This window comes from Hyphomonas sp. NPDC076881, assembly GCF_050269995.1.
Lineage (GTDB): Bacteria > Pseudomonadota > Alphaproteobacteria > Caulobacterales > Hyphomonadaceae > Hyphomonas.
The window spans coordinates 35,971-53,125 of the sequence record NZ_JBNNJJ010000010.1 but is presented as its reverse complement, the minus strand read 5'-3'; the positions used below and the strand labels follow the sequence as shown (position 1 = coordinate 53,125).

Annotated in this window: 12 protein-coding genes; 8 read left to right on the top strand and 4 right to left on the bottom strand. The window is 63.2% G+C overall.

All coding sequences use genetic code 11. The features are described 5' to 3' along the window. Positions 1–21 precede the first annotated feature (21 nt). The gene (locus ACQKI2_RS12305) at positions 22–2,589 is read right to left on the bottom strand and encodes a TonB-dependent receptor (protein ID WP_427379961.1); all 2,568 of its coding nucleotides are present in this window, start codon (positions 2,587–2,589) and stop codon (positions 22–24) included. Positions 2,590–2,808: 219 nt separating this feature from the next. Here ACQKI2_RS12305 and ACQKI2_RS12300 point away from each other — a divergent pair, with 219 nt between their 5' ends. The 8 genes from ACQKI2_RS12300 to ACQKI2_RS12265 all read left to right on the top strand — a co-directional run bounded on the left by ACQKI2_RS12300 (position 2,809) and on the right by ACQKI2_RS12265 (position 12,652). Further along, complete coding sequence (locus ACQKI2_RS12300; protein ID WP_427379960.1) at positions 2,809–3,963, top strand: DUF2891 domain-containing protein; 1,155 nt, start codon at positions 2,809–2,811, stop codon at positions 3,961–3,963. Continuing rightward, a complete protein-coding gene (locus tag ACQKI2_RS12295) occupies positions 3,960–5,174 on the top strand; it encodes an Nramp family divalent metal transporter (protein ID WP_427379959.1) in 1,215 nt (404 codons plus the stop codon). The genes ACQKI2_RS12300 and ACQKI2_RS12295 overlap by 4 nt, the downstream gene beginning before the upstream one ends. Further along, positions 5,171–5,923, top strand: coding sequence for a 5-oxoprolinase subunit PxpA (pxpA, locus tag ACQKI2_RS12290; RefSeq protein ID WP_427379958.1), 753 nt, complete (start codon positions 5,171–5,173; stop codon positions 5,921–5,923). Before ACQKI2_RS12295 ends, pxpA begins: the two co-directional genes overlap by 4 nt. Next, positions 5,920–6,549, top strand: a complete 630-nt coding sequence (locus ACQKI2_RS12285) for a 5-oxoprolinase subunit B family protein (protein ID WP_427379957.1) — start codon at positions 5,920–5,922, stop codon at positions 6,547–6,549. Before pxpA ends, ACQKI2_RS12285 begins: the two co-directional genes overlap by 4 nt. A gap of 2 nt (positions 6,550–6,551) precedes the next feature. Then, complete coding sequence (locus ACQKI2_RS12280) at positions 6,552–7,481, top strand: biotin-dependent carboxyltransferase family protein (RefSeq protein WP_427379956.1); 930 nt, start codon at positions 6,552–6,554, stop codon at positions 7,479–7,481. Positions 7,482–8,230: 749 nt separating this feature from the next. Next, positions 8,231–10,567: a TonB-dependent receptor gene (locus ACQKI2_RS12275; RefSeq protein WP_427379955.1), complete on the top strand. Its 2,337-nt coding sequence runs from the start codon at positions 8,231–8,233 to the stop codon at positions 10,565–10,567. Positions 10,568–10,813: 246 nt separating this feature from the next. Then, positions 10,814–11,458: a TetR/AcrR family transcriptional regulator gene (locus tag ACQKI2_RS12270; RefSeq protein ID WP_427379954.1), complete on the top strand. Its 645-nt coding sequence runs from the start codon at positions 10,814–10,816 to the stop codon at positions 11,456–11,458. Positions 11,459–11,551: 93 nt separating this feature from the next. Next, the gene (locus ACQKI2_RS12265) at positions 11,552–12,652 is read left to right on the top strand and encodes an NAD(P)-dependent alcohol dehydrogenase (protein ID WP_427379953.1); all 1,101 of its coding nucleotides are present in this window, start codon (positions 11,552–11,554) and stop codon (positions 12,650–12,652) included. Here the strand turns inward: ACQKI2_RS12265 and ACQKI2_RS12260 are convergent. Genes ACQKI2_RS12260 through ACQKI2_RS12250 form a run of 3 tightly spaced genes read right to left on the bottom strand, consistent with a single transcriptional unit; the run spans position 12,649 to position 16,689 of the window. Further along, positions 12,649–13,746 carry an alpha-hydroxy acid oxidase gene (locus ACQKI2_RS12260; protein ID WP_427379952.1) on the bottom strand — a complete coding sequence of 366 codons (1,098 nt, stop codon included), beginning with the start codon at positions 13,744–13,746 and terminating at the stop codon, positions 12,649–12,651. The two genes, ACQKI2_RS12265 and ACQKI2_RS12260, sit on opposite strands and share 4 nt — an antisense overlap. Beyond that, the gene (locus tag ACQKI2_RS12255) at positions 13,743–14,423 is read right to left on the bottom strand and encodes a Fe2+-dependent dioxygenase (protein WP_427379951.1); all 681 of its coding nucleotides are present in this window, start codon (positions 14,421–14,423) and stop codon (positions 13,743–13,745) included. Before ACQKI2_RS12255 ends, ACQKI2_RS12260 begins: the two co-directional genes overlap by 4 nt. 16 nt (positions 14,424–14,439) lie before the next feature. Then, positions 14,440–16,689, bottom strand: coding sequence for a catecholate siderophore receptor Fiu (locus ACQKI2_RS12250; protein ID WP_427379950.1), 2,250 nt, complete (start codon positions 16,687–16,689; stop codon positions 14,440–14,442). Between the last annotated feature and the right edge of the window lie 466 nt (positions 16,690–17,155).

Sequence of the window (17,155 nt, the reverse complement as noted above, 5' to 3'; positions counted from 1 at the left end):
ACCGCTCCCCCAGCCGCCGGATCAGAAGCGCACTTGCAACTGGACGCCATAGGTGCGCGGCGGGGTGAGATAGAGCGTGGTGGCCGAGCCGCCGGCGGGGATCGCCGTCAGCGTGCCGGTTGCCCCGTCATAGCCCTGCTCGTCGAACACGTTCTTGACGTAGCCAACGACGCGGTAGCGGTCTTCCGGGCTTTTCCAGACGCCGATGAGGTCCACCTGATCAAAGGCTTCGGTTTCCGAATACGGACGGTTGAACACGCCGTGATAGGTGGCATCCTGCCAGGAATAGTTGCCCGATACCGTCAGATCGCCATTTGCCCCGAGGGGGATGTCATAGCTGACATTGAGGCCCAGCTTGTTGGGGATGGTGCGCGGCAGCATCTGGCCTTTGAGATCCTGCGGCTGGTTGCCATTGGCATCGATCGGGCCGACAGGCTGGGCATCGGGTTGCAGGCCAAGCGGGTCCACGACATCGATGAAACAGCAGGCGCTGCGCACTTCGGAGTCGTTATAGGCATAGCTCGCCAGGATGCGCAGTTGCTCCGTAGGCGTCCACATGGCTTCCAGTTCGACGCCCTGGGCGCGCGAATCCTCGATGTTGAAGAAGCGCGTGAGGCGCACGCCATTTTCCACCACATCCAGCGGCGCCTGCAGGCCGTCATAGGCGTAGTAGAAATAGCTGGCGTTGAGCTGCAGCTGATTGCCGAAGGATTTCTTCATGCCGACTTCATAGGCATCCAGCGTTTCCTTGCCGGTCAGCGGGAACTGGCTGATGCCGCCGGCATTGAAGCCGCCGGATTTGTAGCCACGGCTGTAGCGGGCGTAATAGTTTGTGTCCGCTGTTGGTTGCCACTGGATGCCGGCAACGCCGGAAAGCGCGTTCCAGTCATGCGCCAGGCGGCGGCGGGCAAGGCCCGTGGCCGGATCAATTTCCACATCGCTGGCCACGCCGGGCGCATCGGTATAGGAAACCGTTGCGGCCGTGAGATCGATCACCGGCGCCAGGGCGCCCGAGCCGCCCAGAGAGATGCCCGGAACAATGCCATAGCCGAGCACGCGCAGCTGTTCGGAGCCATACTTCTCGTCCTGCGAATAGCGCAGGCCGCCGGTCAACGTGACCGTGTCGGTAACCGCATAGTCCGCCTGGCCGAACACGGCATAGGATTTGGTATTCAGGTCGGAGATCGCGGTGACATAATCGCCGCTGGGATTGGGCGCGGCGCCGAACGGGGCGAGCATCTGGGGCTGGGCCGCATTGCCGAAATGCGATTCCTGATGCGCATCTTCGTAATAGGCATAGGCGCCGGCAATCCACCACAGATTTGAATCGGTCGTGGACTGAACAGTCAGCTCATGGCTGGAATAGGCGCGGTCTTCGATATAGCCGAAGGTGCGGGAGGGATAGATCGTCGCCGGGGCGCAGATCGGGCCGATATTCTCAATCACCCAGGCGCAGTTCGGCCCGCCGGTGAAGAGTTCACCAGCGGCAATGTTCGCCGGGTCCAGCGGGTAGGTGTAGGAGATGACGTCTGTGTTGTCGTCATCACGGTTCGAATTGTAATCGAAGATGCGGTAGCCGCCGAGATATTTGATATCGACGGTCGGCAGGCTCCAGGTGGCGATGGCGGCAAAGCCGTAATTGCCATCAACATTGGACTGGGTTGGCGTGTTCGCATTGAACTTGCGGATGTCATCCACGCCCGGATTGGTGGTAGCGGATCCGGCCTGGGTGAGGCCCGGCATGTAATAGCCGAAGGCGTTGCCCGGCGTCAGATAGCCCGGCGGGAAGGGGAAGGGATCATAGGGCGAGGCGAGGTTGGTGCTGCGATTACGCAGCGAGGCATCGAGGTAATCTGCCTTGAGCCACAGGGAGAAGCCTTCTGCCGGGTCCATGTCCAGCTGGAATTCCGCATACGTTGTTTCGTTGGCGCCCCCTTCGCTGGGACCACCGGCAACGTTCTTGAAATACCCGTCTTCCTGATTGCGGAAAGAGCCGCCCAGCTTGGCGCGGACCTTGTCGGTCAACGGGCCGGAAATGGCCGCTTCGACTTCATAGGTCTGATAGTTGGCGATGCCGGCGCGGGCCTCGGCGGTGAAGGTGTCTGTGGGGCGTTTGGAGATGACGTTGATCGCCCCGCCGATGGAATTGCGGCCATAGAGCGTGCCTTGCGGGCCGCGCAGGATCTCGACGCGCTCGACGAAGAAGTCGCTCTTGCCCACAGCGCCGGTGGAGGAATCATAGATCCCGTCGGCATAGGTCGCCACGCCGGGGTCAGAGCCGTTGGTATTGGTCTGGCGGCCCACGCCGCGGATGAACACCCGGTCGTCGCCCGATGAGAAGGCAAGGCTGGGCGTGAAGCGGGCAAAGTCTGCCAGGCTGTCGAGGGCGAGTTCCTGGCGCGTCTCTTCGGTAAAGGCGGTGACGGAGACAGGCACATCATTGAGGCTCTGCTCACGCTTTACGGCGGTGACGGTCACTTGTTCCAGGCGCTTCACTTCGCTGGAACCGGTGTCTTCCTGGGCGATGGCCTGGCCCGTGGCAACAATGGCCAGCGCGCTTGCGGCTGCCCACAAAGATGGTCTCTTCATTGTCGTATTCCTCCCAATCATCCTGTTTTTGAGTCAGCCGTGGCCTGGATGATTTTCGGCAGGATATGATCGATTAATCTATTTGCATAGGGTTATCTTGAATTTCCGTAGCGTCCGGGCGGGGCCGGGCGGCGGGCCGGGGATGCTTGCGCCTGCGGCCTGCCTGCTGTTACCCCTCGGGAAGACCAGAGGGCGGCGAGATAATGAGGAGTGCCGGGCATGAGATATGGGATACTGGCCGCTGGCCTTGGCCTGCTGGTGCTGGCAGGGTGTTCGCCGCAGGCGCCGGAACAGGGGCCCGCGCCGGAGGCCGAGGTGCAGACTGATCCGCTCGCCAGCCTGCCCCCGCCGAGGGAGGGCGTGGTGACAGACCGCTTCGCGCGCCTGGCCCTTTCCTGCGTTCACAAGGAATATCCCAACAAGATCAGCCATGTGCTGAACTCCGCCGCTGACGCTGCCCCGCCGCGCCAGCTTTATCCGGCTTTCTATGGCTGTTTTGACTGGCACTCGTCGGTGCATGGCCACTGGCTGCTGACGCGCATTCTGAACACGGACCCGCAGACGCCTTATGCCGGCGCGATCAAGGCGGCGCTGGCGCAGAGCTTCACGGCGGAGAATATCGCCGGGGAGGTTGCCTATTTCCAGCAGCCGGACCGGGCCTCCTTCGAGCGCCCTTATGGCACGGCCTGGTTCCTGCAGCTGATGACGGAACTGCGCCAGGCAGAGTTCGCCGAGGCGGCCGGCTGGGCGGAGACGCTGGCCCCGCTGGAAACGCTGATTGCGGACTATACCAGCGCCTGGCTGCCCAAACTCGTCTACCCTATCCGCGCGGGCACGCATAACCAGACCGCCTTTGCCTTTGGCCTGATGATCGACTGGGCGGACGCCACCGGTAACGCAGCCTTCCGTGAACAGATCGCTGCCAAGTCGCTGGAATTCTACAGCGGAGATGTTTCCTGCCCGCTGGCCTATGAGCCTTCCGGGGAGGACTTCCTCTCGCCCTGCCTGATGGAGGCAGACCTGATGCGCCGCGTGATGAGCCGGGAGGATTTTGCTGCCTGGCTCACGGCCTTCCTGCCGCTGATCCCGCAGGATGGGCGCGGAGACTGGCTGGCGCCGGGCGTGGTGCTGGACCCGTCCGATGGCAAGCTGGTGCATCTTGATGGGCTGAACCTCTCGCGCGCCTGGGCGATGGAGGGGATTGCGTCGGCCCTGCCGGAGGCCGACCCGCGCCGCGCCGCGCTGCTCGCCTCAGCGGCACTTCACAAGGAAAGCGGCGTTGCCGCCGTGAGCGAGGAGCATTATGCTGGCAGCCACTGGCTGGCGAGCTTCGCCACCTATCTGGAAACCCGCAGAGGCATTTCCGCCGAATGAAAGCCAGGCTCTCCTTCGGCCCCGGCGCGCTGGTTGCGGCCGCTTTCATCGGTCCGGGTACGGTAACGGCCTGCACGCTGGCGGGCGCCAATTTCGGCTTTGCCCTCGTCTGGGCGCTGGTCTTTGCCACGCTCGCCACGATCATTCTGCAGGAGATGACCGTGCGTCTCGGCATTCTGGGCGGGGCGGGGCTTGGCGAAGCGCTGGTGGCGCCGGGCACACCGGCAGCGCTGAAATGGGGCGCGATCGTGCTTGTGCTCGCCGCGCTGGCGCTGGGTAATGCGGCCTATGAAGCGGGCAACATCACGGGCGGCGCGCTGGGGATGCGCGCCATTCTCGGCGAGGGAGACGGCGTGCAGAGAGCCGCCGCGCTCGCCACCGGCCTGATCGCCGCGCTTGTGCTCCTGCTTGGGCGGTACAAGACGCTGGAGCGTTTTTTGATCGGCCTTGTCATTCTCATGAGCCTCGCCTTTGCCGCCAGCCTTGTGCTGGTGCGGCCGGATATCGGCGCGATGCTGGCGGGCCTGCGGCCGCAGCTGCCCGAGGGCAGCCTGCTGACGGCCATGGCGCTGATCGGCACGACGATTGTGCCGTATAATCTGTTCCTGCATGCCGCCGCCGTGCGCGAGCGCTGGAGGGAGAATACCGAAGGCGGCCTTGCCGCCGCGATTGCCGATACGCGCATTTCCGTTGGCCTTGGCGGGCTCATTTCCATCCTTGTACTGAGCACGGCAGCGGCGAGCCTCTTTGGCGCGGGGCTGGTGATCAGCAGCGGCGCAGACATGGCCTCGGCGCTGGAGCCGGCCTATGGCCCGGCAGCGCGCATTCTTGTCGGCGCGGGCCTCTGCGCGGCGGGGCTTTCTTCGGCCATCACCGCGCCGCTGGCCACCGCCTATGCCGTGTGCGAAGTGACGGGGCGGCCAAAATCCGGCTGGTTGTTCAAAGGTATTGCGCTGACGATCGTAGCCATCGGGCTCAGCGTTGCGCTGTTGGGCATCCGTCCGGTGCAGCTGATCCTAGTGGCGCAGGTGGCCAATGGATTGCTGCTGCCCATCGTGGCTGTGTTCCTGCTGATCACCATGAACCGGAAATCCGTTCTGGGGGATCATGTCAACGGGCCGGTGCGCAATGCGCTGGGCGGTCTTGTCGTGCTGGTGGCAGCTTTCCTCGGGTTGCGGCTCATCCTGCGCGCGGTGGGCATCTGGCCATGACCCGCAGCATCTGTCTCAACGCTGATATTGGAGAGCTTCCGGGCGAGGCGGGCCGGGCGCTGGACCGGGCGATCCTCAGCCAAGTTTCCCGCTGCAGCATCGCCTGCGGCGGCCATGCGGGCGACGCGGAGTCGATGACGCAGACGCTGCAGATGGCGCAGGATTTTGGCGTGCTGGCGGGCGCGCACCCCTCCTATCCGGACCGGGAGGGATTCGGCCGTTCCCGGAACAATGTCTCTGCGGCAGAGCTTGCCGCCTCGCTGAAGGATCAGGTGTCAGACCTGCTGCGCGTTGCGGCGGCGACCGGTACGCAAGTGCGCCACATCAAACCCCATGGCGCGCTGTATAATGATGCGGCGAAGGATGCCGGGCTTGCCGGCATGATCGCCGCATTGTGCGCGGAAACCGGTATCCCGGTTCTGCTCGGCTCGCCCGCCTCCGAGATGGAACGCGCGGCCAGGGCGAGCGGCCTTACCTATGTTGCGGAGGGCTTTGCTGACCGCGCCTATGAGGCCGATCTCAGCCTTACGCCGCGTAATCTTCCGGGGGCTGTCTTTCATGACGCGGAAAGCCAGATTGCCCAGGCGCTTTCCATTGCGCTGCGCCATGAGGTTACCACACGCACGGGGGAGACCGTTCCCTTGCATGTGCAAACCCTTTGCCTGCATGGCGACACGCCGGGCGCCGCGGAGAATGCCGCGCGGCTGCGCGCGGCGCTGGAATCGCGTGGCGTCACGATACGCCCATGAGCGCGCCGGAGATTTTCTTCGTGGGGGATGATGCGCTCGCCGTGAAGCTGGCGGAGCGCGCAGCGCGTCACGCGCTTGCCGCCGCGTTGCGCGCGTCAGGGCAATGGGGGGATGTGGTGCCGGGGAAGGGGGAGGTTACGGTTCAGTTCGATCCGCTGGCCATCTCGCCCCGTCAGGCGGAAGCCTTGTTGCGCCAGCAGGCAGAGGATGTTCCGGAGACGGAGGATATTTCGGCGCAGGCCATCACCCTGCACATGCAGGCCGATGACACGGCGGGGCCGGACCTTGCCCGTATCGCCGCAGAAAATGGCCTGACGCCGGAGGCGTTCCTTGCACGCATATCTGCCTCGCCCCTGATCGTCGATATGATGGGCTTCACCGCCGGATTTGCCTATGTTTCCGGGCTGGATCCCGCGCTCATTGCGCCGCGCCTCGATACGCCCCGGCAGAGGGTTCTGGCAGGCTCGGTCGGCATGATCTCCGGCCAGCTGGGTCTCTATGCGCTTGCCGGCCCGGCAGGCTGGCCGATCATCGGGCGTATTGCAGAACCGTTGTTCGATGCCCGGCGGGAGGCGCCCTTCACGCTGGATGCAGGTGTCTCTATCCGGCTGGTGATAGAGCGTTAAGCATGGTGTTGACGGTTCTCACGCCTGGTCCCATGGCCACCCTTCAGGGCAGCGCCCGCCGCGGCCTGCGCCATCAGGGCATTCCCGCAAGCGGCCCGGCCGATCCCCTCTCCATGGCGCTCGCCAACCGGCTTTGCGGCAATCTGCCGGATGCAACCGCTGTTGAAGTCACTTTTGGGGGCGCCGCTTTCGAATTCCGTCAGGATACGGCATTTGCGTTCGCGGGTGCGGCGCTTTCGGCCACGCTATCCGGGGCGCCTGTGCCGGCGCATGAAACCCTCAAGGCAAAGGCCGGCGATGTGCTGGCATTTGCCCATCCCCCTGCGGGCGTGCGGACATATCTCGCTATTCCGGGCGGGCTGCGCGCCGAGGCGATGTTCGGGAGCGCGTCCACCTTCCTCCCCGCTGGATTTGGCGGATTTTCCGGCCGCGCGCTCCGGGCCGGTGACCAGGTGGAAGGGGCAGGCGCGGCGAACAAGCCTCCGCCTCTCGCCACGCCTGCCCCCCTGCGGCCGCACATGGCGCGCGCCCACAGTCTGAGAGCGGTTCCCGGTCCGGACTTTGCCGCGTTGACGCCTGCCGTCTGGCGGGAAACCTTCCAGACAACCAACCGGATGGACCGCACGGGCCTCGAACTCACCGGCAGGTGGCCGAGGCCGGAAGGCGGCGCGCACCGCCCGAGCGCGGCGCTGTTTACCGGCGCCGTACAGCTGACGCCTTCGGGAAACGCCTTCGTTCTCCTGCCGGACGCGCAGACAACCGGAGGCTATCCGCACGTCCTGCAGGTGATCCGGGCAGACCGGCATCTGCTTGGCCAGATCGCGCCGGGAGACCGTGTCAGTTTCCTGACGAGATCCGTAGACGACGCATATCAGGATCTCCGGGCAAAAGCCGGATACCTTGCAGAATGGCTGCCGGAGTTTCGCTTCTAGGGCACAGGTCCGTCCGTTGGCGAACCATCAGAGCTATAACATCGGTTGTCCATTTCCCGCTCGCGAGCATGCGCGGCGACCCACCACGCACCCAGCACGAATCCGAAACTCGTCCCAACCCAGAACATTACAAGTGAGATAAACCACGTCACAATCCACACCTCCTTGGTGGCCCAAGGCTTAGGAAAATGATCCCCGTGGAACTATCGCGCAGCGGCGTTTTCCAGTGCCTATCCCCAGCTTGTTCGCCAAGTCTGTGGATAGTCCGCTTCTGTTCACCGGTATTCGAATATCAGTGTACGTGGTTATCACAAATTAAGCAAGAATTGCGTTACAATAAAGTCATGACGCGGATCATGTATATATCCGCATTGTAATAAAATCCGGCTGAAACGCCTCACTTGAGGGGGGTGTGTGCCACCGTGAAACGATGCGTCTAGATCTGCGTCTAGATCTTTGTGCGGTGGCCGGCGCTCGTTTTTCGAATTGGGCGGGTGGGATAAGGTCGGCGCGGCCGCTCTCTTCAGGAAGGGGCGGCGGCCGCCCTCCCGCGCCCCGGCAAACCCTCTCGGCGGGCGGCGGGGCTGTCCTTGGGGAATGCGCGTGCGCTCCCGTTTCGGTAACGAAAGTGTGTTGCCGGCTGCAACGCGACCGGGACGGGTGGGCTCTTGACAGAAATAATAGATGGATGTCCAACAAACATCATATGGCCCTAAGAGGCGATAAATAAGACATCCTGGGAGGATACATTGTCATTCAAACGTAACGTGCGGCTTCTGGCCGGTACGGCCATTGTCTGGTGTGCGGCGCTGGAAGGCGCCTGGGCACAGGAGGCCACTACCCCCGCAGAACCGGAAGCGGCTGAGCCTGCCGCGCAGGAAAACGACCGGCGCCTCTCCACAGTCACGGTCACCGCGCAGCGCCGCGAAGAGAGCGTTCAGGACGTGCCGCTGGCCGTGACCGCTGTTACGGGCGAGCAGATGGCCGCCCTTCGCGTGGAGAACATTGAGAATATCAGCCTCATTTCGCCCAGCATCACGTTCAGCAAGACCAACTCCCCGGCTGCCTCGTCGAACATCCAGATCCGCGGCATCGGCACGACCGGCCAGTCGCGCGTGTTTGAAGGCGCTGTGGGTGTGTTCATCGACGGCGTTTACAGAACGCGCTCCGGCCAGGCCCTGTCGAGCTTCCTCGACATGGACGGTCTGCAAGTTCTGCGCGGGCCCCAGGGCACGCTGTTTGGCAAGAACACCTCGGCCGGCGCGCTGCTGCTCAACTCGGCTGCGCCCAATCTTGATGAAGTTTCCGGCTTCGTCTCGGCCAGCTATGGCAACTACAATGCGTTCGATGTTTCGGGCGCGGTGAATATTCCGGTTACGGACACGTTTGCGCTGCGCCTTGCCGCCAGCCATTCGGAGCAGGACGGTTTCCTCGAAAGCCCGGCTGGCGAAAGCGAGGGCGACCAGAATATGGACTCGTTCAAGATCAGCGCCCTGTGGGAGCCAACCGACGCGCTCTCGGTCAAGCTGATCGCCGACTATTCCAAGCAGGATGACGAAGTGGGCTATGCCACCGTCAACGTTGTGGATGGTCCTCTGACGCCGCTGATCAACGCCCTCACGGTGGCGAACGGCCTTGCCGTTCCTTCCAGCAACATCAATGACTATCAGGCCAGCATCAATACGCCGACCTCGAACAAAGTCGAAGACAAGGGCATTGCGCTGCTGGTTGACTGGGATGTTGGCCCCGGCATGCTGAAATCGGTCACCGCGCTGCGTGAGTATGATACCGTTCAGAATGCCGATGCTGACTTCACCGGCGCAGACATCCTGAACATCAACGAGCTGTTCAATTCGCAGTTTTTCTCGCAGGAATTCACCTATGGCGGCGAGGTTTCCGGCGCGGTGAATGCGAACTATCTGTTCGGCGTCTTCTACTCCGATGAAGAACTCGACATGGGCCGTAACCTGTCGCACGGCACGCAGGCGCAGGCTTTTTGGAACACGGTTCTCGGCGCGCAGGGCGTTCCCTCGGCCATCATCAATGCGGCCCCTGGCGAATGGGCGCGCGAAGTGCTCGTCGGCACGGCGGAATCCCTTGCCCTCTTCACGCATTGGGATTTTGCGCTCACGGACCGGGTCAACCTGATCACGGGCCTGCGCTATTCGGAAGACGACAAGACAGGGTCGTTCTACTATGATCTCTTCCGCGATCCGGTGTTTGATCCCTTCGCCATTGCCGGTTCGGGCCCTGGCCCGGAATACGCCCGCAAGTTCTCCGACGAGGCGATCTCCGGCACGCTCAGCCTGCAATACCGTCTGAACTCGGACGTTATGTACTACGCAAGCTATAACCGCGGCTACAAGGCTGGCGGCGTCAACGTCGACGCCAGCGGCGCCGGTGTTCCGGGCAGCTCACTCAACCCGCTGGATACCGGCTCGTCGGCCGATCCGGTGTTCGCGCCCGAAACCATTGATGCCTATGAAATCGGCGCCAAGGTGGACTGGATGAACGGCGCGGCCCGCACAAACGTCGCCGTCTTCTATAATGACATTCAGGATCTTCAGGTCGCCCAGTTCCTGGGGCTGATCTTCACCATCCTGAACTCGCCGGAAGCAGAATCCTACGGCGCGGAGTTCGAGCACACCCAGGCGCTCACCGACTATCTGACCTGGAACGCTTCGGCCACCTGGCTGCCGGAAGCGAGCTATGGCGAAGATGCCGGCATCGGCGTTCTCTCCGGCCGCCGCTTCCCCAACGCACCGGAACTCTCCGCCAACACCTCGCTGAACCTCAATTATGAGCTCTCCGGTGGCAAGACGCTGACGGGTCTCGTGCAGGTCCAGTATATGGGCGACCGGTACACCAACACCGCGTCGAACCTGAAGGAAGATGCGGTCACGCTGGTGAATGGCAATCTCGGGCTCACATTTGACTCGGGGCTTTCGGTCTCTGCCTTCATCCGTAATGCGTTCGATGAGCGCTATGTGATGCAGCACTTCAACACGCCGATCCAGGACACCGACCGGAACGGCTATGTGGCCGCCCCGCGCACCTTCGGTGTGTCTGTCCGCAAGACCTTCTGATCCAATTCCATCTGCCGCGGCGGGAGAAATCCCGCCCGCCGCGGCCAACTTTATTACGCAGGCGCACAATGAGGCGCCTTGTTTCCTCCCCGAAACTGGCGCGCTGCACATGTTGTGCAGCGCCGCATTTTTCAGCGGCCCCGTCATCCATTTGACAGGCTGTTGCAAACACGCATCAATGTTCCCGATGCGTACAAAAAATAATCGGGCAGCGCCAAAAGCTGACCCTGAATCTCGGGGGAGATAATGAAACAACATGAGCGTCGGCAGCAGTCGTCGGATAAACTCATCAATGCCTGTCTGGAGCTTGCCTCCGAGCAGGGTGTCTCAGCACTCACATTTGATAATATCGGTTTGCGGGCCGGATACAGCCGTAATCTGGCTTTCCAGAAGTTCGGCTCCAAGGGCGGCCTGCTGGAAGCCGTCATCAACCATCTGCATGAGGTGATGTCGGAACGCCGCCGCCGTCAGGATCTCGATTCGTTGCCGGGTCTGGACGCGCTGCTGCTCTATTGCGACGTGCATATCGCTGCGCTCGACAAGACATCGGAGATGAAGGCATATTTCATCCTGATGAGCGAGGCGATAGCGGCCATGTCCGACATGCGCGAGAAATTTGTCGGCTCCCACCTGCGCTCGGCCACCGAGCTCATGCGGATCATCCGCCTCGGCCGGGAGGATGGGTCCATCCGCAAGGATGTGAATGTCGAAATGGCTGCGCGCCTCATCGGTACACAGCTGATCGGCATTTCTTCGCAATATCTGATCGAGCCGAGCTTCAATCTGAAGAAGGCCCGCAAGGAATTGCACCAGGTGATCCGAGCGGCCTACGGCACCGGCCCGGAAAGCGCGTCCTCGCGGAAATCTGCGGCGGTGGTATCGGGCAGATAAGTCGTCCGTTCACGGTAGGGAAACCCTGCTCGCCGGTTGACGGTCATCCAGCGCGCTTATAGCGTCAGGGCCAGCCAGCCACCGGAGAGAAAGATGAAAACCCAGGCAGCCGTCGCCTATACCGGACAGCCCGGTTTCAAGTATGAAACCGTGGAAATCGAGGCGCCACGCCCCGATGAGATTCTCGTCCGCGTGCTCGGTGTGGGGCTTTGCCACACCGATCTGGTGTTCAGTTCCGGCGCGGCGCCTTATCCCTTCCCGGCAGTGTTCGGCCATGAAGGCTCCGGCGTGGTGGAAGCGGTGGGCGCGGATGTAAGCAAGGTGAAGCCGGGCGACAGCGTGCTCATCACCTTCCGCTCCTGCGGCGCGTGTGACCGGTGCGGGACGGGCGATGCTGCCTACTGCCGCACAATGCCGCTGCTCAACTATACCGGCCGGCGCACGGACGGCACGTCGGCGATCCGCAACGACGCTGGCCCCGTCTCATCAAACTTCTTTGGCCAGTCCACCTTTGCCGGCCATGCCATAACCTACGAACGCAATGTCGTGAAGGTAGACCCATCCCTCCCGGTTGAGATCATGGGCCCGCTCGGCTGTGGCATCCAGACGGGGGCCGGCGCCGTGATGCGCTCGCTCGCCGCGAAGAAGGGCTCCGCCTTCCTTGTCACCGGGGGCGGATCGGTGGGCCTCAGCGCCGTGATGGGCGCGAAGATCCAGGGCTGCGCCACCATTATTCTGGTGGAGCCGATGGAGTCGCGCCGTCAGCTGGCGAAGGAGCTGGGCGCGACGCATTGCATCGATCCCGCGGCCACAGCGGACGTTCCTGCCGCCGTGCGTGCGATTGTGCCGATGGGGGTGGACAACGCGCTGGACACAACCGGCATCCCTGCGGTTCAGGCCGCTGCGCTTGCCTGCCTTGGCTCGAAGGCCACCCTCGGCCTCGTCGGCGTCAGTGCGCCGGGCACGCCGATGCCCGGCGATGTGAATACGGTGATGACGTTTGGTCAGGCGGTAAAAGGCATCATCGAGGGGGATTCGGATCCCGATGAATTCATCCCGGAACTGGTCGAACACTTCAAGGCGGGCCGTTTGCCGTTCGACAAGCTGGTGAAAACCTATCGTCTCAGCGAGATCAACGAGGCCATCGCCGCCCAGCATCATGGCGAGTGCGTCAAGGCCGTGCTGATTCCCTAAGGGCGGGCAATCTCGGCCTGGCGGATGTCTGCCAGCGTCCGGCAGCCCATCAGGGCCATGGTGATTTCCAGCTCTTCGCGCAGCGTGCGGATGAGGTGGGCCACGCCCAGGGCGCCTGCCACGCTGAGCGCCCAGATATACGGCCGGCCGATCATCACGGCATCTGCGCCCAGCGCGATGGCCTTGAAGGCATCGCTGCCGCGCCGGATGCCGCTGTCAAAGAGGATGGGCGCGGCCCCGTTCAGGCGCGCGGCAATTGCGGGCAGGGCGGCAATCGCGGCCGGCGCGCCATCCAGCACGCGCCCGCCATGATTGGACACCACCACGCCCGCCGCCCCGGCATCGATCGCGCGCGCCGCATCCTCCGGGTGCAGAATGCCTTTTACGAATACCGGTAGCCGGGTCACCCCTGTCAGCCATTCTATGTCTGCCCAGCTTGGCGCGGCGCGCATCATGGCGTCGAACACGGCGCTTTCGCCGGGTTTCTGCGCGGGCGGGGCAGTCTCCGGCGGCAGGTTGGCGGCCACCATTCCGGGCGGCAGGGCAAAGCCGGCGCGCTGTGCCCGGTTGCGGATGCCGCCGATCGGCGCATCGACCGTTACCAGCAGCGCGCGGCAGCCGGCCGCTTCGGCCCGGCGCACCAGCGCTTCGGTGTCCGCGCGGGCCGGTTGCATATAAAGCTGAAACCAGACCGGCCCGCCTTGTCCGGCGATGGCCTCTATCGTCTCCGTCGCCATGCAGGAAACGGCAAGCGGCGTCTGCATCACGGCGGCGGCCTGGGCGCTGGCAATCTCCCCCTGCGGATGAAACAGTTTCTGCCAGCCGGCGGGCGCCAGGATGAAGGGATGGGAGAGGGCCTCGCCTGCCAGCGTCAGGCGCGTATGCCCGCCGGCCACATCGGCCAGAACGCGCGGGGTCAGTGTCAGCGCTTCCAGCGCCTGGGTGTTGGCGCGCAGCGTAATCTCGTCGCCCGCCCCGCCGGCCAGATAGGCCCAGATACGCGGGTCCAGCATTTTCTCCGCGTACCGCTCATAATCGACTGCGCTGACGATATCCGGCGGAATGGCCGCGAGGGGGACGGCGGCGCGGGTCATGCCTCCGCCCATTGGCGCAGGAGGTTGTGATAATGGCCGGTCAGCGCCACCACTTCGGGCGCATCGGAAATCTTGCCCCGAAGGGAAAGGATGGTCATGTCCAGCTGGAACAGCATGCCCCGGCGCGCATCATCGCGCACCCGGCTCTGCGTCCAGAGGAAAGAAGCCAGCCGCGCGCCGCGCGTGACAGGCTCCACGCGGTGCAGGCTGGTGGAGGGGTAAAGGATCGCGTCGCCTGCGGGCAGCTTCACTTCATGAACGCCGTAAGTATCTTCAACGATCAGTTCGCCGCCATCATACTCGTCGGGGTTATTGAGAAAAACCGTGGTGGAAACATCTGTGCGTACACTGATGCCGGTATAGGGGTCGGTGTGGAGGGCGCTGTCGACGTGATTGCCATAATGCCCGCCGCCTTCGTAGCGGTTGAAACGCGGCGTCAGCACGGTATGGGGCAGGGCGGCAGACTGGAACAGCGGATGACGCAACAACGCCGCTTTTACCATCTCCCCCATCGGCTTTGCCTCGGGCGCATCAGCGGGCAGTTGCAGGTTCTGCTTCACGCGCGCCGCTTGCGCCCCGGCGGTGGCGGCGCCATCGCGCCAGTCCGCTGCCGAGAGCGCGTTGCGGAGTATGGCCAGCTCCTGCCCGTTCAGAACATCTGGAATATGCAGGAGCATGGCCGTCTTCCTTGCGTCAGAACCGGACGTTCAGAGACAGGTAAGCCGTGAGCGGCTGACCGGGGGTGAGGCGCGCGCCGGAATTGTTCAGTGTCGAGATATAATCCTCATCGAAGAGGTTATACACGTTGAGCTGAAGGGCCAGCTGCTCGCTGAACTCATACCGGGCCATCGCGTCCACTACCCAGGCTTCCGGGATCACCGGAACGTTCTGGGTCGAGATGTCGGTGTCCGGGTTCACCACGCGCTTCTGTTCACCGGTATAGCGGGCGCCGCCGCCGAAGGTGAAGGCGGGGGTCAGCTTGTAGGTGCTCCAGACGGTGGCAGAGAGATCCGGCGACCAGCGCGCGGCTGCGCCCTGGGTGTTGTTGCCGGTCGTGCCTTCGGTCACTTCGGTATCCATCGTCGTCAGGCCGGCGGAGATTTGCCAGTTCTGCGTCAGCTTGCCGACAGCGGAAAGCTCGATGCCTTCCACCTTGCGTTCGCCCAGCTGCTCATAGGTGTTCGATCCCGGATCGAGCACCGCCAGTTCATCCTTGTTCGTGGTCGAATAATAGGCGGCCGATACGGCGAGATGTTCGCCGAAGAGATCCCATTTCGTGCCAACTTCGAGGCTCTCCGTTTCCTGAGGATCGAAGGCCGGATTGTTGATGCTGGATTCCGAAGACGACAGCGAGAAGTTCGCTCCGCCCGGAGGGGTCAGCGCGTTGCCATAGCTGATATAGACGCTGCCATTTTCGCGCGGCTTGTAGAGCGCGGCCAGCTTCCAGCTGACGAGGCTGCCATCGGCGGTGATTGAGGTTGGCACCAGCGTGCCCACCGGCAGAGTTGGGTGCGAGGTGGCGGTGGAAACCGACACGGCATCATAATCGATGTCGTAATTTTCCGCGCGCAGGCCGGCGGTGAAGAACCATTTCTCGTCCAGCTTCACTGTGTCGAACAGGAAGGCAGCCAGTGTCGTGGTGCTGCCATCGGTTTCTGCGCCGGTGGCGTAGGGAATTGGCAGGCTGACATTGGCAGAGGGATTGTAGAGCGGCGCGGCCGGAATGGTCAGGCCGGTGGTCGAGAAGGAAAGCGACTTCTGGCTTTCATACAGGGCTTCGAGGCCGGTCGAGAAATCATGCACCAGGCGGCCGGTCGTGAAGCTGCCGGTGAGGATGGTCTGGTTGGCAAGAATTTCATTTGTCTGGTCCACCCGCTGGCGCGAGCGGGAGACCGTCCATGTGGCGGGATCAGAGGAGGGGGCAGACAGGGAGTTGATACCCGTCAGCACACGGTCCATCTGTGTCTTACCATAGCGGGACGTATTGGTCAGCGTCAGCCCGCCGCCAAGGTCATGGATCACCTTGGCGGTGATCATGTTGGCTTCCACGTCTTCATAGTCGGCGCTGCTGCCATAGAAGTTGGAAGGATCAACTGCGGCGCCCGCGCGCAGGTCCGCGTTCGCGTTGTAGAAGCCTTCAAGGCCAATGGAGGGAATGCCGCCATCGGGCACATTGTCCTGAACGATGTGCTGCCCGAACAGCTGGAACTCCGTACCCGTACCGATACCGAAGGCGATGGAGGGCGCGATGCCGTATCCGGTGTTCGTCACTTCGTCCCGGCCCGGCACCGGCATGTCCTGCACCATCACATTGAGGCGCACGCCGGTCGTCTCGCCAAGCATCTTGTTGGCATCGCCGGTCAGGCGGACACCGCCTTCGCTGGTCGCGCCGGCATTGAGGGTGGTAAAATCGTCCGCCTTCGGTGTTTTGGAAACCTGGTTGATATAGCCCGAGGAGGCGCCCCGGCCGATATCGGAGCCGGCCGGCCCCTTGGCCACTTCAATCTGTTCGAGGTTGAAGCTGTCGCGCGTCACAGCGCCCAGGTCGCGGATACCGTCCTGGAAGATCGAGCTTTGCGAGGAGAAACCCCGCATGGTGAAGGTATCGCCCGAGGAGGTATTGCCATTCTCGCCCAGCTGCATCGTGATGCCGGGCGTGTTGCGCAGCGCTTCCATGAGGCTGACGGCGCCCTGGTCGGCAATGAGTTGGCCAGAGATCACGCTGATCGTCTGGGGCGTGTTGACCAGTTCCTGGGTCAGCTTCGGGGAGGAAACCCGTGGCACGATGTAGAGGGTTTCGCCCTCCACAACCACCGTCTCTTCGCGTTTCTCCGGGTCGGTGTTGCGGGCGTCGTCGGCTTCCGCATGGGCGGCGAGCGGGCCGCTCAGCGCGGCGATCAGGGCAAGGCTTGTTGTCAGTCCATGTTTGCGACTGCGGATCATTGTCGTCTCCAGAATGTGGGGGCGTCCGGGCGGCGCAGGTGCATGCGCCAGGCGCGGACGAGGTTGGCTGTCAGAATGCCCGCGAGGCGCGGGGATAGGGCAGGCCATGAACGTGCCAGGGAGGTCCGGTATCCCATGCGGCCCCGTGGGCCGCAGGCGGAAATGGGCAGAACCTCCCGAGAACGGCCATCGGGCCGGATGGAAAAACCTCTCCTCTCTCTTCCTTTTTGGGGGGCGCAAGGGAGGCTGATCCCTGCTTGGCGCAGCGGACTCAGTTGCTCTAAAATCACCCCGGAACAGCGCCTAGGCCTACTGCGAATGGTTTGCAAGATGAATCTTGCAAATGCTTCACATTCTCGTTTAAGCGTGTCGATGGCGCCGCAAGGAGGCCTCGCGAGGCGCTTTGCCGGCGCTGTGGGGCGCGAACTGACAGAAACAACGAGCTTCCTGGGGAGTTACCGGACAT

Bases quoted from the DNA above. Each gene is read 5' to 3' on its own strand.
- ACQKI2_RS12305 (WP_427379961.1), bottom strand. From the start codon at position 2,589: ATGAAGAGACCATCTTTGTGGGCAGCCGCAAGCGCGCTGGCCATTGTT.
- ACQKI2_RS12300 (WP_427379960.1), top strand. From the start codon at position 2,809: ATGAGATATGGGATACTGGCCGCTGGCCTTGGCCTGCTGGTGCTGGCA.
- ACQKI2_RS12295 (WP_427379959.1), top strand. From the start codon at position 3,960: ATGAAAGCCAGGCTCTCCTTCGGCCCCGGCGCGCTGGTTGCGGCCGCT.
- pxpA (WP_427379958.1), top strand. From the start codon at position 5,171: ATGACCCGCAGCATCTGTCTCAACGCTGATATTGGAGAGCTTCCGGGC.
- ACQKI2_RS12285 (WP_427379957.1), top strand. From the start codon at position 5,920: ATGAGCGCGCCGGAGATTTTCTTCGTGGGGGATGATGCGCTCGCCGTG.
- ACQKI2_RS12280 (WP_427379956.1), top strand. From the start codon at position 6,552: ATGGTGTTGACGGTTCTCACGCCTGGTCCCATGGCCACCCTTCAGGGC.
- ACQKI2_RS12270 (WP_427379954.1), top strand. From the start codon at position 10,814: ATGAAACAACATGAGCGTCGGCAGCAGTCGTCGGATAAACTCATCAAT.
- ACQKI2_RS12265 (WP_427379953.1), top strand. From the start codon at position 11,552: ATGAAAACCCAGGCAGCCGTCGCCTATACCGGACAGCCCGGTTTCAAG.
- ACQKI2_RS12260 (WP_427379952.1), bottom strand. From the start codon at position 13,746: ATGACCCGCGCCGCCGTCCCCCTCGCGGCCATTCCGCCGGATATCGTC.
- ACQKI2_RS12255 (WP_427379951.1), bottom strand. From the start codon at position 14,423: ATGCTCCTGCATATTCCAGATGTTCTGAACGGGCAGGAGCTGGCCATA.
- ACQKI2_RS12250 (WP_427379950.1), bottom strand. From the start codon at position 16,689: ATGATCCGCAGTCGCAAACATGGACTGACAACAAGCCTTGCCCTGATC.